General features: G+C 47.9%; 17 protein-coding genes. 14 read left to right on the top strand and 3 right to left on the bottom strand.

Annotated elements, in window-relative coordinates; genetic code table 11:
• The first annotated feature begins 244 nt into the window (after positions 1-244).
• The 8 genes from H3L95_RS11330 to H3L95_RS11295 all read left to right on the top strand — a co-directional run bounded on the left by H3L95_RS11330 (position 245) and on the right by H3L95_RS11295 (position 4,368).
• Positions 245-718: a hypothetical protein gene (locus H3L95_RS11330; RefSeq protein ID WP_003758838.1), complete on the top strand. Its 474-nt coding sequence runs from the start codon at positions 245-247 to the stop codon at positions 716-718.
• A 105-nt stretch (positions 719-823) separates the two neighbouring features.
• Positions 824-1,423, top strand: coding sequence for a hypothetical protein (locus tag H3L95_RS11325; protein WP_182096160.1), 600 nt, complete (start codon positions 824-826; stop codon positions 1,421-1,423).
• Between the two features lie 108 nt (positions 1,424-1,531).
• Complete coding sequence (locus H3L95_RS11320) at positions 1,532-1,966, top strand: hypothetical protein (protein ID WP_003758843.1); 435 nt, start codon at positions 1,532-1,534, stop codon at positions 1,964-1,966.
• A gap of 131 nt (positions 1,967-2,097) precedes the next feature.
• Positions 2,098-2,244 (top strand): hypothetical protein, encoded by a 147-nt coding sequence (locus tag H3L95_RS11315; protein WP_182096256.1) that lies wholly within the window; start codon positions 2,098-2,100, stop codon positions 2,242-2,244.
• Between the two features lie 23 nt (positions 2,245-2,267).
• The gene (locus tag H3L95_RS11310) at positions 2,268-2,621 is read left to right on the top strand and encodes a hypothetical protein (RefSeq protein WP_070869974.1); all 354 of its coding nucleotides are present in this window, start codon (positions 2,268-2,270) and stop codon (positions 2,619-2,621) included.
• Positions 2,622-2,644: 23 nt separating this feature from the next.
• On the top strand, positions 2,645-3,064 hold the full coding sequence (locus H3L95_RS11305) for a DUF6402 family protein (RefSeq protein ID WP_003758849.1): 420 nt from the start codon (positions 2,645-2,647) through the stop codon (positions 3,062-3,064).
• Between the two features lie 12 nt (positions 3,065-3,076).
• Positions 3,077-3,664: a hypothetical protein gene (locus H3L95_RS11300; RefSeq protein ID WP_003758851.1), complete on the top strand. Its 588-nt coding sequence runs from the start codon at positions 3,077-3,079 to the stop codon at positions 3,662-3,664.
• Positions 3,665-3,774: 110 nt separating this feature from the next.
• Positions 3,775-4,368 carry a hypothetical protein gene (locus H3L95_RS11295; protein WP_182096159.1) on the top strand — a complete coding sequence of 198 codons (594 nt, stop codon included), beginning with the start codon at positions 3,775-3,777 and terminating at the stop codon, positions 4,366-4,368.
• Positions 4,369-4,461: 93 nt separating this feature from the next.
• Here H3L95_RS11295 and H3L95_RS11290 read toward each other — a convergent pair whose 3' ends face one another.
• Both H3L95_RS11290 and H3L95_RS11285 read right to left on the bottom strand, forming a co-directional pair.
• On the bottom strand, positions 4,462-5,298 hold the full coding sequence (locus H3L95_RS11290; RefSeq protein WP_040668588.1) for a GNAT family N-acetyltransferase: 837 nt from the start codon (positions 5,296-5,298) through the stop codon (positions 4,462-4,464).
• Positions 5,299-5,630: 332 nt separating this feature from the next.
• Entirely contained in the window at positions 5,631-6,401 is a 771-nt protein-coding gene (locus H3L95_RS11285; RefSeq protein ID WP_003758858.1) for a DUF6796 family protein, read from the bottom strand.
• Between the two features lie 445 nt (positions 6,402-6,846).
• Between H3L95_RS11285 and H3L95_RS11280 the strand changes: the two genes are divergently transcribed.
• The 3 genes from H3L95_RS11280 to pyrI all read left to right on the top strand — a co-directional run bounded on the left by H3L95_RS11280 (position 6,847) and on the right by pyrI (position 8,860).
• Positions 6,847-7,230: a hypothetical protein gene (locus tag H3L95_RS11280; protein ID WP_003758864.1), complete on the top strand. Its 384-nt coding sequence runs from the start codon at positions 6,847-6,849 to the stop codon at positions 7,228-7,230.
• Between the two features lie 241 nt (positions 7,231-7,471).
• The gene (pyrB, locus tag H3L95_RS11275; protein ID WP_003758865.1) at positions 7,472-8,392 is read left to right on the top strand and encodes an aspartate carbamoyltransferase; all 921 of its coding nucleotides are present in this window, start codon (positions 7,472-7,474) and stop codon (positions 8,390-8,392) included.
• A 9-nt stretch (positions 8,393-8,401) separates the two neighbouring features.
• Positions 8,402-8,860: an aspartate carbamoyltransferase regulatory subunit gene (pyrI, locus tag H3L95_RS11270; RefSeq protein ID WP_003758869.1), complete on the top strand. Its 459-nt coding sequence runs from the start codon at positions 8,402-8,404 to the stop codon at positions 8,858-8,860.
• 246 nt (positions 8,861-9,106) lie between these two features.
• Here pyrI and amgK read toward each other — a convergent pair whose 3' ends face one another.
• Positions 9,107-10,111, bottom strand: a complete 1,005-nt coding sequence (gene amgK, locus H3L95_RS11265) for an N-acetylmuramate/N-acetylglucosamine kinase AmgK (protein WP_003758875.1) — start codon at positions 10,109-10,111, stop codon at positions 9,107-9,109.
• Between the two features lie 69 nt (positions 10,112-10,180).
• On the opposite strand from amgK, the gene H3L95_RS11260 reads away from it, so the two are divergent.
• From H3L95_RS11260 to H3L95_RS11250, 3 genes are all read left to right on the top strand, one after another.
• Positions 10,181-12,589 carry an LPS-assembly protein LptD gene (locus tag H3L95_RS11260; protein WP_164907887.1) on the top strand — a complete coding sequence of 803 codons (2,409 nt, stop codon included), beginning with the start codon at positions 10,181-10,183 and terminating at the stop codon, positions 12,587-12,589.
• Complete coding sequence (locus H3L95_RS11255) at positions 12,586-13,581, top strand: peptidylprolyl isomerase (RefSeq protein WP_003758878.1); 996 nt, start codon at positions 12,586-12,588, stop codon at positions 13,579-13,581. The genes H3L95_RS11260 and H3L95_RS11255 overlap by 4 nt, the downstream gene beginning before the upstream one ends.
• Positions 13,582-14,057: 476 nt before the next feature.
• Entirely contained in the window at positions 14,058-14,798 is a 741-nt protein-coding gene (locus tag H3L95_RS11250; RefSeq protein WP_003758881.1) for a Slam-dependent surface lipoprotein, read from the top strand.
• Positions 14,799-14,824: the final 26 nt, after the last annotated feature.

Raw genomic sequence — 14,824 nt, 5'->3', positions numbered from 1 at the left:
CATCTTTACCTCTTATCATCCGTTGTTTATCCTATCTGTCATTTTGACTTATATTCAGACTTTCATCATAAACCTCATGGCTGACCGCCAATCCTACCCCGTTCTTTCGCCGCCATCGAAACCGCCAACACCCAAGAACATTACCCAACCAACAGCCGCAACCATGATAAGCATGATATTTACGCAAAAACTATTCGAAAAAAGACAAACCTGCTTTTGCCATCTTATCCAGAGGAGTTAAAAAGTGTCGAAAGGTAAATATTTAATTTTTATCGCAGTTCTATTTCTAACTTCATGTATCGTTTCTTTTAATGGTTATGAACTGCAACCTAAAAATTATGTGATCAACAAAGAATTTGATGAAGTTGTATTTGATATGGATTTTATCAATACAAAACAAAAAATGATAAATAATTTAAGAAAAGCAAATGCATACCACGCTAATTGTGAAAGCAGCGAACGAACATATGTTGTAGATTTATTGGGTTTTGTTGATTCAGAATTTAGTGATATAAAAAATAGTCAGATTGATAGGTTGACAGGAAGTGTACGATTATGCAGCAACGATGACCGATTTAATTGTATACAGGAAAAATTTAAACAAAAAAGATATACATTTAAATGTATAGCTGTCTTCTATGAAGGAATGGATCGCGGTTATCGATCCAAGCCTTTTCTCATCGATTTTGATACACGGACGCTTAAAAAAGAGCTGTAAGTCTAGATTGGGCTGAGCCCAATATTTTTAGCGATTTGAAGGTGTCATTGAGCCTCGCCCAACCTACTTGTCCATTTACTTACCCTCTTTCTTAAAGGTTACATCATGAAATCTTTGATCATATCTATAATCCTATTTTTTTCATCCGGCTTTTGCATCGCCCAGGAAATTCAGTCTATAAAAAATGAAGATAAATCATGTGATGATCAGAATTACAAATTAAGCCTCTTCAAAACGAATGATGCTTTATTTTCGGCATCACACTGTATCACCATTCATCATGAAGAAATAGACGAAATCAACGGAATAGATGGAATAGAAGAAATAATCTATAACAGTATAGTGGTTAATGGAAAAAAATATGAATTAAAAAATTTTAGAAAAGAGAATAGTCCAAGTAGGAAAATCAACTTAGAAGCAGTGAGCGTATATAAGGATAATCGCCATCCCCCATTGCTTATTATTCTATTTTCAGAGGAATTTTGTTGCTATCCTCAACTGGATGGCAAAGATTATACGATTTATTTATATAAAATTTATCAAAACAAAGAAAATGGTGAGTTAAAACTAATACTTTCAAATCATATCTTAGGTGAGAACGCATCAGGATTTAATGGTATATCTGATCATAAAATAGAATTTAAATTAAAAAATATCAGAGAAATAAAAAAATATTTAAATAAGAAGAAAGCTCTTCTTAATTAATCCATTGAGCAAGTACAGATTGAGTTGAAACCCGGAATTTATAAAGGTCGTCTGAGACTTTTCAGACGACCTTCTTTTGAATTGGAATTAAAATAGACAAGTGGAATCATGTTTAAAAAATTTGCCCTAATAACCATTTTGTTAACTATAATTTTTTCTTATTTTTATTTTAGATATAGCGCATATTGCCATTATAAAGAAAAGACTTTACCTAGTTATCAAGTTCCTAGTGATGGAGACCAATGTGCAAGGTTTAGCGTAAGTGAAAATAAAAAAATTGTTGTTTGTCTTGATAGTATAGGAAATTTTTTAAGCATAGACGGCCTCAACTCCGGTATCTATTTATATGATGACCAAGGTAAATTGCTGTCTTTTTATTATCTCTATAATGAAGTTTGGCTAGGAATGCCATTAGACTTGAACTTAGATGAAGAGGGTATATTCGATTTAGGTCTATATGCTCAAGCAGAATCTTTTTCTATAAACCCATCTATTTTCCATAGGATAGAAGCAAAATTTATTGATAACCTATGCCATAAATAAAAATTTAATCTATATTATTTTATATGATTCAATTATTTAAAAGCCGTGTGGAAATCTGCCGGTATTTTTATCCTTAAATAATATTGTTTCAATCCCCAATTGAAGTAGTTTTAAAATAATAGGCAAAGTTTATGAAAAAGAAAAAAATAGTGAAATGGTTTGGTTTCTTTATATTGATATTTGGGTTGGTTGAGTATTGGCGAATAACGGGGATGGGAGAAGAGATAAGAAATCTCTCTGTGAATTGCCAGATGCAAGAAAAAGGCATACTTGTTTAGAAAGTAAAAATAAGTTATAGATTATGAATAAAAAAATTTTAATGGTTTTATGTATCTTTTTATTATGTTTTTTTTATAAAAATCTCCACCCTAAGGTAACATATTTTTACTATAATGAAGGTAAGCGCACTAGTATCACCTTAATTAGGAGTGATGGTAGTAAGGAATACTTGCGTCCTTTTTTTACTAATAATGTAACTTTTTATTTTCCATTCGATTGGTCATCTGAGCCAGATGGTATTATTTTAATATCAAAACATGAAACAACTATCTTTTTAAAAGAAGATATAACCTTTTGTACCATGGAAATTTACCTGGATGAAAATCAGAAAATTTCCGATGTTAAACAATATGATGGACTTTGTATTAAACCGTAGATATTCAATATTTGTAAAGTGTATTGAAAGACGAATTTTTCGGTACGGTTGCTGGCTGCACATTAGCTGCTGCCATCGGAAAATACCGCATGCCTGGAAATAAATTAATTGTAGAAAGCGTTTATCTCTATATCCGAGATACATTTGATTTTCTTAACGATAATGGCGGAGATCAATACCTAGGGCATTGGAATCATACAGGATTTGATGTGTTTTATAGCCATCAGCTTTCAGATAAGAAAAATGAGATTATAGCAGCCTCAGCCTATATAGCAGCGCCCCCTCCTCTTTTCGATTCTAAGCCGGAAGACCGTTTCTACCCTGTTAGGAACAGCCATTTCAACAAATGGCGAAATTTAAACAGACTAGGCGGGGATCTGCTGATATTTTCATCTTTGAAAGAATATCGTTGTAACCCTCCAATTGAAGTAGTTTTGAAATAATAGGCAAAGTTTATGAAAAAGAAAAAAATAGTGAAATGGTTTGGTTTCTTTATATTGATATTTGGATTAGTTGAGTATTGGCGAATCAAGGACATTGGAAAGGAAATTAATAAGCTGGATATAAATAGCGAATGCTATCAGAATAATGATTTTATTGAATATAACAATTATTCTTGTGGCTTTTATTTTATAAACAAAATCTCAAAAGGATTATCTGATGATAAGGAATATGAGTTTTGTGAAACCAGACATAGCAGAGAGAAAGAAAAAGTTGAAGAGATAATTAGATTTAAAAATAAATTATTACAAGATCAAAAGACATTACAAAATAGAAAAATCTTTGCCTGTACAGGATGGAATGGCTTTAGGACAGCAATCTTTATTGCCGATGAAAAAGATAATTTGCTCTACTATTATCGAGATACATCCCCATTTGGCACCGAATGGGTTCCTGAAAATTTTGCAAGACCCTCTATCGATGACGAATATATCGGCTGGAGTGGCGGACCTGACGGCGGTCCTGTTGCCCCACTGCACCCCAACCTCCTTCAACGGATAGATGCAAAAATTATTCAGTGGCTGGTTGAATTGTTTTATTGAACAAATTTAAGCCGGAATCAAACCTAAAATTTTTGATAATTTGAAAGCTTCATTGAGCTACGCCCAACCTGCTTACCCATTTACTTACCCTCTTTTTTAAAGGTTACATCATGAGGTCTTTTATCATATCACTGTTTTGTTTATCCGGCTTTTGCATCGCCCAGGAAATTCAGTCTATCAAAAATGAAGATAAATCATGTGATGATCAGAATTACAAATTAAGCCTTTTCAAAACGAATGATGCGTTATTTTCGGCATCACACTGTATTACCATCCATAATGAAGAAATAGACGAAATCAACGGAATAGATGGAATAGAAGAAATAATCCATAACAGTATATTGGTTAATGGAAAAAAATATGAATTAAAAAGTTTTAGAAAGGAGAATAGTCCAAGTAGGAAAATCAACTTGGAAGCAGTGAGCGTGTATAAGGATAATCGCCATCCCCCATTGCTTATTATGCTATTTTCAGAGGAATTTTGTTGTTACCCTCAACCTGAGGGCAAAGATTATACGATTCATTTATATAAAATTTATAAAGGCGAAGAAAATAGTGAACTGCAACTTACATCTGTAGATCATATTCTAGGTAAAAACGTTTCAGGATATGATGGTGGTACTGATGTAAAAACAAAATTTAAATTGAAAAATATCAGGGAAATAAAAAAATATTTAAATAAGAAGAAAGCTCTTCTTAATTAATGTATTGAGTAAGTACAGATTGAGTTGAAACCTGTAATTTATATTTATAAAGGTCGTCTGAAACCGTATTTGGTTTTCAGACGACCTTTTTGTTTATTTAGGATCGCAGCGGAAATGGTATGCGCAGATTTCGAAGCCGTTTTTGAAATACAGGCGGTGCGCATCGACGCGGTCGTGGTTGACGTGGACGTTGAGGTGGATTTTGGTTACGCCCGTTTCCGCGCCGATTTTACGGACTTCTGCCAACAGACGGGAGGCGTAGCCTTTGCGGCGGCTTTGTGGCAGGGTAACGATGTCGTCGATGTGGATATGGCGGCCGCTGGCGAGGTTGCAGGATTCGCGGAAGCCGCAGACGGCGACGGCGTTGTGTTTGCCTTCTTCGAAAATACCCAAGAGGCGGTAGCCGGCGGGGCGTTGGACGGTGTTGATTTGTTCGGTGAATTTGCTGATGTCGGTCAATGAAGAACGCAGGACGCTGAGGGCGGCGAAGGCGGTGGATGTGTCTTCGGGCGGGATTTCGCGCAAAATGTAGTCGGCAGCGGCGGCTTGGACCGGCGCTTTTTCAGCGGCGTGTTTTTCTTCGATGGCTTGCGCCAGCGGGACGCGTTCGGCAGGTTCGCCTTGTGCTTTGGCTTCCTGTTCTTTCAAAAGCTCTTTGCAGTCGATGATGCGCAAATCGTTGTCGGCGGCAAAGTCCATCAGGAAACGGAACATCTGCGGATTGTCTTCTTCGAGTTTCTTATCGACGGCGACGCAGCGGACGTTGTCCACCAACATGGGGCGCACCCAGTTGGAGTAGGACAGCCGGTTGTCTTTGGTGAATGAGGACAATATGCCGCACAGGCGTTCTGCCCAGTCGCTGGGACGGAAAATCTTGCCTTTGTTGGTTGTGCCGTGAATCACGACTTCGTAAGGGTTGCAGACTAACATGGCGGTTTCCTGTGTAGAGTTTGAAATTAGGGTGAAACCTTTCAAAAACTGCTTTTCGTCTTTGTTTTTTATTGATTTCACAAAAGAATATATTTCGCAATTATACCCTACTGTCCGTGCTTCGTGGCGCTTGGGGCCGGAGTCAGATTTTTTGTTTTTTGAAAAACGACAAGGGTCGTCTGAAAATGGAACGTTAAATTTCAGACGACCTTTGAGCCGTAGCGGCAATATGATGTGTGATGAGTTTGGGATGAAACGGCGGATTACCTGTATTACAAGCATCGGCGCCAAGGCGGATGATTGCCGTCCGGCAAAGGCGGCATCGTTTTATTTCAGCCCGGCTGCATCCCCATTCCCCGCCTGCGGACACACGCCGCCGCACAAACAAAAAACACCAACTGCGCCAGATTAAACGTCGCCCCGCCAAGCGCGGCGGCAACAGGCGATTGCGGAAACAGGCTGCACGAAACCGCGATAACCGTTCCTACCAACAACGGATTGCACCATGCAGCGACACGCGGAAGCAGCGTCCTACGGCGCAGCGTCTGTACCAGCAACAGCAGCCATCCCGCCGCAATCGAACCGACCGAAGCCATCCAGTGCACCTCCAGCATCCGGTAAAAATGGCGGAACAGCGCCAGTAGCGGAGGATAATCGTCCGGCACGGCATTCAGCAGCACCTTGGCAACCATGCCCGTAAAATAAAAACCGGCATGCCCCAAAGGCGACAGCGCATATCCGAAAAACAGCACGGCAAAACCGACCTTGGCCGTGCGCCCGGGCCGCATCAGCCGGTAAACGCCGAATGCCGCCGCCAGATACAGCGCCGCAGAAAACGTCGCCGGCAATACACCCCACAGCAGCCGCTCGGGCGAGCCGGCCTGCATCAGCACGGCAAAATCCGCTGCCTCGCCCAACTGCGGCGCCAGCGTCTGCGAAAGCAGGGGATAACGTTCCGGCGTCTGCACGAATCCGACCAGCAGCATATCGGCAACAGTCCAGCACACCGCCGCTGCAATTCCCACCCAAAGCAGCAGAGAAAGTCGGGAAACAGCGGTTTCAGACGACCCACACCTAACGGATGCTTCATTTTGATTTTGCATATCATAGAATCCTGTCGGGGTATTCTCGACAATAAAATAGACTATTAAACAGGAAGATAAGTTCTCAAATTATCGGTACGCCCTATGATGTTTTCACAAAATTTCCGGCAACTGCTTAAATTCATAGGGAATAACATAAGACCGTCTGAAACTATAGTGGATTAAATTTAAATCAGGACAAGGCGACGAAGCCGCAGACAGTACAGATAGTACGGCAAGGCGAGGCAACACCGTACTGGTTTAAATTTAATCCACTATAAAATTCAGACGACCTGCGTCTGATGTTCGTCGCCGCTTCGCCCGCGGATAATGCCCAAACGGTAAACGGTTTCGCCTTCTCTCTTTTTCACGCCTGAAATCCTGCCGGCTTCGTGTTGTTGCCACCACAGAATACTTCATGTAAATTCCCGCCTGCTCCAACAACCTCTATTCCAAAGAAATCTCCATGAACAGACAAAAATATACCGCAACCCTCCTGCTCGCCGCCACATTCTCTGTTGTACACGCCGAACCGCAAGAAGCATCCTTCCAAGATCAATGCGCCCTGGTCGGACTGATGGCTCAAACCGCTATGGGCGAACGTTTGTCCGGTACGGGCATCGGACAAACCGTCGAGAAAATGAACGAACGCTTTATGGTTGTTGCCAAAAACGATTACAGCCGCTCCTTCATTCAAGGGCTAACCGAACGCGTGGCGCAAGAAATCTACCACTTTCCGCAATCGGCTTTGAACGCCGTCCCCAAATCCGACTACGCCATCTTCGCCCGAGATACGGGCAAGGCGGAATATCAGCTTTGTATGAAAGCCCTGACGGGCAAAACCGAATAAAGCAGGTCGTCTGAAAAGGATGAAATCCCATTTTTCAGACGACCCCTTTTCACGAAAATCCGAAACCCCACCCCGTCAAATATGCGATAATACCGCCACCTCAAACTGATTTCAGACGACCCATGCGCCTTAACGCCCGCCCCGCCCGTTTTGCCCGTACCGCACGCCGCGGCGCGTCCGTCGTTGTTTCGTAAAACCCCGCCTTAGCGGGGTTTTTGCCGAATTGAAGAAAGGAAGCCGAATGCCCAACCCGCTTTACCGACAACACGTCATCTCCATTTCCGACCTGACGACCGAACAGCTCGAGCTGCTCCTGCAAACCGCCCTCAAGCTCAAAGCCGACCCGCGCGACGACCTGCTCGAAGGCAAACTCATCGGCTCATGCTTTTTCGAACCCTCCACCCGCACGCGCCTGTCGTTTGAAACCGCCGTGCAACGCTTGGGCGGCAAAGTCATCGGCTTTTCCGACGGCGCCAACACCAGCGCGAAAAAAGGCGAAACCCTCGCCGACACCGCCCGCATCATCTCCAGCTACACCGACGCCATCATCCAACGCCACCCCAAAGACGGCGCGGCGCGCGTGTCCGCCGAGTTTTCCAAAGTCCCCGTCATCAACGCCGGCGACGGCACCAACCAACACCCCAGCCAAACCCTGCTCGACCTCGTGACCATCTACGAAACCCAAGGTCGTCTGAACAAGCTCAAAATCGCCATGGCGGGCGACCTCAAATACGGCCGCACCGTCCATTCCCTCTGCCAAGCCCTCAAACGCTGGGACTGCGAATTCGCCTTCGTCTCCCCGCCCAGCCTCGCCATGCCCGAATACATCACCGAAGAACTCGAAGCCGCAGGCTGCCGCTACCAAATCCTGCCCGACCTCGAAGCCGCCGTCGAATGGGCGGACATCCTATACATGACCCGCGTCCAACGCGAACGCTTCGACGAACAAGAGTTCGCCAAAATCCAAGGCAAATTCAACCTCAACGCCGCCATGCTCGCCAACGCCCGCCCCAACCTGCGCGTGTTGCACCCCCTGCCGCGCGTTGATGAAATCCACCCCGACGTCGATGCCACGCCGCACGCCTACTATTTCGAGCAGGCGACCAACGGCGTTTACGCCCGCATGGCGATTTTGTCGCTGGTGTTGAACGAAGAAGTATAAGGAGCAAATATGGAAACCCCCAAACTCAGCGTCGAAGCCATCGAAAAAGGCACCGTCATCGACCACATCCCTGCCGGCAAAGGCCTGATTATCCTGCGCCAATTCAAACTGCTGCATTACGGCAGCGCCGTCACCGTCGGCTTCAACCTGCCCAGCAAAACCCAAGGCAGCAAAGACATCATCAAAATCACCGGCGTCTGGCTGGACGACAATGCCGCCAACCGCCTCGCCCTCTTCGCGCCCGAAGCCGTCGTCAACACCATCGACCACTTCAAAGTCATCAACAAACGCCGGCTCACCCTGCCCGACGAAATCGCCGAAGTGTTCCGCTGCCCGAACACCAACTGTGCCAGCCACGGCGAGCCGGTGAAAAGCCGCTTCTACGTCCGCAAACAAAGCGGTCAAACCAAGCTCAAATGCCACTACTGCGAAAAAACCTTCAGCCGCGATTCTGTGGCGGAGGCTTAGTTTTCGCTAAGGCTGGACCGGCATGAATGCAAAAGGTCGTCTGAAAACTTGAAATCAGGTTTTCAGACGACCTTTTTATAGTGAAAAAGAAATGGGCTACTCGAACTCTCATGCCATGTATCCGAAATCCTATCCACAACATCCTCGACAGACGAGAGCAGACTTAAAGAGGTCGTCTGAAACCCCATTTCAGGATTTTCAGACGACCTTTTCCGTCATCAAGAATGGCACAGAGCCATCGGTCTTTTAAAACGTAAACCCGGTTTCCAATTCATCATCGCCGACCAGTTCGACCAACAGCGCATAAAGCGGAGCAAGCTCGGTGTAGCGGCGGGAGGTGCGGCGCAGGTAGTTGAGGAAGCGCGGGATTTCGGGGCGGTATTTGTCTTTGCCGTCGCGGTAGTACAGGCGGGCGAAGATGCCGGCGACTTTCAGATGGCGTTGTACGCCCATCCATTCGAACCAACGGTAAAACTCGTCAAACGCGGCGGGTACGGGCAATCCGGCGGTGCGGGCTTTTTCCCAGTAACGGATGACCAAGTCCAAGACGAATTCTTCTTCCCATTCGATGAAGGCGTCGCGCAGGAGGGAAACCAAGTCGTAGGAAATCGGGCCGTAGAGTGCGTCTTGGAAATCGAGTACGCCGGGGCGGCCGGTGGTGAGCATGAGGTTGCGGACGATGAAGTCGCGGTGGACGTATACCTGCGGCTGGGCAAGCAGCGGCGGCAGCAGGGTGTCTATGGTTTGCTGCCAAAGCTGGCGTTGTTTGAAGTTGAGTTCGCGTCCGAGCTCTTTGGCGACGAACCATTCGGGGAAAAGGTTGATTTCGCGCAGCATGATGTCGCGGTCGTACTCGGGCAATTCGCCCGCGCGGCTGGCTTTTTGCAGCTCGACCAGTTCGTCTATGGCTTCAAGCAGCAGGACTTTGTGTGCATCTGCGCCTTGCTCTTGCTGCATGGCGGTCAGGAAAGTGGTGCTGCCCAAGTCGTTGAGCACCATAAATCCCTGCGCTTCGTCCACATGCAATACTTGGGGAACGTTAAGCATATTGAAAAGTTTTTGCACTTTTAGGTAAGGAGCGACGCTCATTTTGTCGGGCGGGGCATCCATGCAGATGACGGTCTTGCCGTCGGCAAAAGCAGCGCGGAAGTAGCGTCGGAAGTCGGCATCGGCGGCGGCGAAGCTCAATTCGAAGTTTTGTTCGGGATAGACGGCACGAAGCCAATTTTGTAATTCGGTTTGTCGTTGCATAGCGGTGTCGCGGATTTTCAGGTTAAAATAACCGCTATTCTAACTGGCAAACCGATTTAAGGGGCGATTTTGGCTCGTTTATTTTCACTCAAACCATTGGTTTTGGCGTTAAGCGTCGGCTTCGGCGCGGGAGGGGCATATGCGCAAAATGCATCTTTGCCGCAACCTGCCGATTACGAGCCGGTAAGGGTCACCCCGCCTGCGGTTCAGAGCGGGGAAAACCGTCGTCCTGCCGATCAGGATAAATTGTCCTTGGGCGATACCTGCCTGTTTTGCCAGCATCAGGCTTCCGAAGCAAACAAGCAGCCTGAAATCAAACGCAGCGGCGAAGAACCCCTGCCGCAGGACTACACCCGCGTGATTGCGGACAAGGTTGCCGGACAGTCTAAAGTCGCCGTCCGCGCCGAAGGCGATGTCATCATCGAGCGCAATCAGGAAGTGTTGAACGCCGATTGGGCGGATTACGACCAAACCAGCGATACTGTCAGGGCGGGCGACCGCTTTACGCTGTATCAAGACGGCTCGACCGTCAGCGGCGATACTTTGGTGTACAACCTGAAAGACAATACCGGCTCGAGCGAATACGTCCGCGTCGATGCCGAAAAAGACGGTCGCCGCCTCCAAAGCGTCAGCGAAAAGGCGGAAATGAAAGGCAAAGGGCTGTACAAGCTCATCAATACCAAATTCAATACCTGTTCGCCCGGCGATGCGAGTTGGTTCATCAAAGCGAAAAGCATCGAAACCGATCAGGAAACGGGCATAGGCGTGGCAAAAGACGCGTCGCTGGTGTTCGGCGGCGTTCCGGTGCTTTATACGCCTTGGGCGGATTTCCCGCTCAATGGCCATCGCAAGAGCGGTCTGCTGGTTCCGACGCTGGCAACCGGTTCGGACGGTTTGGAACTCGCCCTTCCCTATTATTTCAACCTCGCCCCCAACTTGGACGCTACCTTCCGCCCCGGCATCATCAGCTCGCGCGGCGTGCAGCTCGGCGGACAGATCCGCTATCTCGAGCCGAAATTTAACGGCGTCATTGACGGCGATTGGATGCCGCACGATAAAAAACGCCACGAAAACAACCGCTATCAAATCAAATTTGACCACAACCACCAACTGACCGACAAACTCAGCGGCGGCATCAACTTCAATCAGGTTTCAGACGACAATTACTACCGCGATTTCTACGGACGCGAGGATATTGCCAGCAACGTCAACCTCAACCGCCAACTGTGGCTGAACTACGGCGACAATATCTGGGGCGGCTCTTTTGACGGTGCGTTGAACGTACAGAAATACCAAACCCTTGCCAACCAAAACGGTTACAAAGACGAACCCTACGCCATCATGCCGCGCCTGACCGGACGTTGGCAGAAAACCATAGGCAAGGCGAATATCAACGTATTCAGCCAGTTCACCCGTTTCGTACACGACAGCAAACAAGACGGCAGCCGTACCGTGCTGTATCCGAGCGTCCGTTGGGATTTCAACAACCAATGGGGCTATATCCGTCCGAAAATCGGCGTACACGCGACTTATTACGACTTAGGCTCGTTCGGCAACCAATCCAGCCGCCGCGTCAGCCGCGTATTGCCGATATTCAACGTCGATACCGGCATGACCTTCGAGCGCAACGCCAATGTGTTCGGCAAAGCCTATCTGCAAACCCTCGAACCGCGCCTGTTCTACAACTACATCCCGACCAAGTCCCAAAACGACTTACCCAATTTCGACACCTCGGAAAACAGCTTCTCTTACAACCAACTTTTCCGTGAAAACCTGTACGTCGGCAACGACCGCATCAACTCCGCCAACAGCCTGACCGCCGCCGCGCAAACCCGATTCCTCAATCCGAACAACGGTGCCGAACTGTTCCGTGCCGGCATCGGACAGAAGTTTTATTTCAAAAACGACAACGTATTGCTGGACGGCAGCGTCGGCCGTTATGAACGCAGCCAATCCGACTGGGTCGGCTTCGCGCACGGCAAACTGAGCGACAGCATCCATGCCGGCTTCGATATCCACTACAACCAAAACGAAAGCCGCGCCGAAAGCTACGCCGCAACCGTCCGCTACAATCCCGAGCCGGGCAAAGTATTGAGCGCGCGTTACAAATACGGCCGCAACGAACGCATTTACCTGCAATCGGACGGCAACTATTTCTACGATAAAATCCGCCAAATCGATTTGGCGGCGCAATGGCCCATCCGTAAAAACCTTTACGCCGTCACACGTTACAACTACGAAATCCAAGCCAAGAAACCGCTTGAAATCTTGGTTGGCGCGGAATACAAAAGCGATTGCGGTTGCTGGAGCGCGAGCCTCGTCGGACAACGCTACGTGACCGGCGAAAACAGCCGCAAAAACGCCGTATTCTTCAATCTCCAACTCAAAGACCTGAGCAATCTCGGCAACAACCCATTTGAAAAACTGCGCTTGGCCATTCCCGGCTACAGCAAAACCAACGAGGTAGTTACCCCATGAACGTCAAACCCCTGATTCTTGCCGCCGCACTCGGTCTGGCATTGAACGCACACGCCGCGCCCAAAGCCGCATCCAAAGGCAAGCCGGTCAAAACGCAGAAAGCGGCAAAACAGGCAGCGGCAGCCACGCCTGCCGATTCGGGCGCCGTACGCCTTTCCGACGGCATCGCCGCCATTGCCGACAACGAAGTCATTACCCAGCGCCAGCTGGCACATGCCATTGCCGAAGCGCGCCAACACCTTCCCAAAGGCACGCAAATCAGCGAAGACGAACTCCGCCAGCAGGTCCTGGCGCAACTGGTCAACCAATCCCTGATTATTCAAGCAGGCAAACGCCGCAACATTCAAGCGACCGATGCCGAAATCGATGCCGTCATCGCCCAAACGCCGTCGCTGAAAAATCCGTCCGCACAGACCCGTCGCGAAATCGCCGACACCATCATTATGGAAAAAGTGCGCCAGCAGGCCGTGATGCAAAACAGCCGCGTCAGCGATGCAGAAGTCAACAGCTTCATCGAGCGCGCGCGCCAACAAGGTGTCGCCCTGCCCGAAGGCGAACCGATGCGCCAATACAGCGCGCAGCACATCTTGATTAAAGCCGACAATGACAACGCGGCGGCAGGCGCGGAAAGCACCATCCGCAAAATCTATGCACAAGCCCGCAGCGGTGCGGACTTCGCCGGTTTGGCGCGCCAATATTCGCAAGACGGTAGCGCGAACAGCGGCGGTGATTTGGGTTGGTTCGCCGACGGCATGATGGTCGCGCCGTTTGAAGAAGCCGTCCACAAGCTCAAACCCGGTCAAATCAGCCCGCCCGTACGCACACAATTCGGCTGGCACATCATCAAGCTGAACGACGTCCGTGACGCCGGTACGCCCGAAGAGCGCCAACGCAACGCCGTACGCCAATACATGTCCGGACAAAAAGCCCAACAAGCCACAGCAAACCTGCTGCGCGACCTGCACTCGGGCGCGTACGTCAACATCCGCTAAGATGTTGTTGAAAAAAGGTCGTCTGAAACTTTTCAGACGACCTTTTTTTGTTTGAGGACAACTTCCCTCTGACACACCAGCCTAATCGCAAATCGAATATCCATCGGGACAAAACGACGTAACCACGGGCAATTTGGCGGACAGCATCATTCCGCTCGCGCCGATTGATTCCAAATATAGTGGATTAACTAAATCAGGACAAGGCGACGAAGCCGCAGACAGTAAGATAGTGGCAAAGTGAGGCAACGCCGTACTGATTTAAAGTTAACCCACTATACATCTTAACCAAAAATAAATATTCTTATCTCATTAAGACACTCCCTAAAACATCCGCTAATTCTCCTCTAACACTCCCCCTCTAGAATGATGTTCAGAAAAAAGAAAAACAAGTCTCCTCACATAACGATAGTCTGCTCACACTGACACGGACGGAACATCATTTTCCCCACCATCGTTTTTCCCCTAAGGAGCGTATCATGAAACTGAATCTGCAAAAAACCACCGCTGCTGTTTTGGCTGTTTTGTTCAGCGCAGGCGTATTTGCCGCCAACAATGCCTACAATCCATTTGATTACGGTTACCAAAACCACAAATACGGCAAAAAATGGGGCAAACCCGCATCTGAAGCCGAAGGCGAAAAAGTGATGAAACACGCTGCCTACCGTTCGGGCGTGCACTACACCAACGTCAACCGCATGCCCGGCAATGTAGACCGCAACGGCGTGAAAACCGTACAGGTTAACGACGCATACACCCGTCAAAACCTCGGCCGCTATGCGTTCAACACCATCAAGAGCGGCGGCTCTGAAGTGTACTACGGCGAGTGGGTCGGCAAAGAATACGCCAAAGGCACCAACCGCGGTGTTTTCTACTCTGGCGACAAACGCGCTACCTCTATGCCGGTATCCGGCGTAGCCAACTACGCCGTCAAAGGTATCAACAACTACACCGGCAACAACCCGATGGTCGGTACTTTGCGCGCGGACTTCGGTCAACGCGTCTTGGCAGGTTCTATGAAAAACAACGCTGTACAGATGGACATCCATTCCCGCATCAAACCGTCCAGCGCATCGTTTGAAGGCTACGCCCGCGCCAACGGCCACTTCGGTAAAACCGAAGGCCACTTCTTCGGTCATAACGCAAGCGCGCTGGCCGGTGTTGCCAAATTTAAAACCGACCGCAACTTGGATACGGCATTCGGCGGTGTGAAACGCTAAAATCCGTAGTTAAGTAAAATAAAGCC

This window comes from Neisseria sicca (assembly GCF_014054945.1).
Taxonomy (GTDB): Bacteria; Pseudomonadota; Gammaproteobacteria; order Burkholderiales; family Neisseriaceae; genus Neisseria; species Neisseria sicca.
Note: the sequence above shows the minus strand (reverse complement) of the source record. Positions and strands in the feature narration are given on the sequence as shown.

Excerpts from the sequence above, each read along its gene's own strand:
- H3L95_RS11325 (WP_182096160.1), top strand. The coding sequence starts at position 824 with ATGAAATCTTTGATCATATCTATAATCCTATTTTTTTCATCCGGCTTT.
- H3L95_RS11320 (WP_003758843.1), top strand. The coding sequence starts at position 1,532 with ATGTTTAAAAAATTTGCCCTAATAACCATTTTGTTAACTATAATTTTT.
- H3L95_RS11315 (WP_182096256.1), top strand. The coding sequence starts at position 2,098 with ATGAAAAAGAAAAAAATAGTGAAATGGTTTGGTTTCTTTATATTGATA.
- H3L95_RS11310 (WP_070869974.1), top strand. The coding sequence starts at position 2,268 with ATGAATAAAAAAATTTTAATGGTTTTATGTATCTTTTTATTATGTTTT.
- H3L95_RS11300 (WP_003758851.1), top strand. The coding sequence starts at position 3,077 with ATGAAAAAGAAAAAAATAGTGAAATGGTTTGGTTTCTTTATATTGATA.
- H3L95_RS11295 (WP_182096159.1), top strand. The coding sequence starts at position 3,775 with ATGAGGTCTTTTATCATATCACTGTTTTGTTTATCCGGCTTTTGCATC.
- H3L95_RS11290 (WP_040668588.1), bottom strand. The coding sequence starts at position 5,298 with ATGTTAGTCTGCAACCCTTACGAAGTCGTGATTCACGGCACAACCAAC.
- H3L95_RS11285 (WP_003758858.1), bottom strand. The coding sequence starts at position 6,401 with ATGCAAAATCAAAATGAAGCATCCGTTAGGTGTGGGTCGTCTGAAACC.
- H3L95_RS11280 (WP_003758864.1), top strand. The coding sequence starts at position 6,847 with ATGAACAGACAAAAATATACCGCAACCCTCCTGCTCGCCGCCACATTC.
- pyrB (WP_003758865.1), top strand. The coding sequence starts at position 7,472 with ATGCCCAACCCGCTTTACCGACAACACGTCATCTCCATTTCCGACCTG.
- pyrI (WP_003758869.1), top strand. The coding sequence starts at position 8,402 with ATGGAAACCCCCAAACTCAGCGTCGAAGCCATCGAAAAAGGCACCGTC.
- amgK (WP_003758875.1), bottom strand. The coding sequence starts at position 10,111 with ATGCAACGACAAACCGAATTACAAAATTGGCTTCGTGCCGTCTATCCC.
- H3L95_RS11255 (WP_003758878.1), top strand. The coding sequence starts at position 12,586 with ATGAACGTCAAACCCCTGATTCTTGCCGCCGCACTCGGTCTGGCATTG.
- H3L95_RS11250 (WP_003758881.1), top strand. The coding sequence starts at position 14,058 with ATGAAACTGAATCTGCAAAAAACCACCGCTGCTGTTTTGGCTGTTTTG.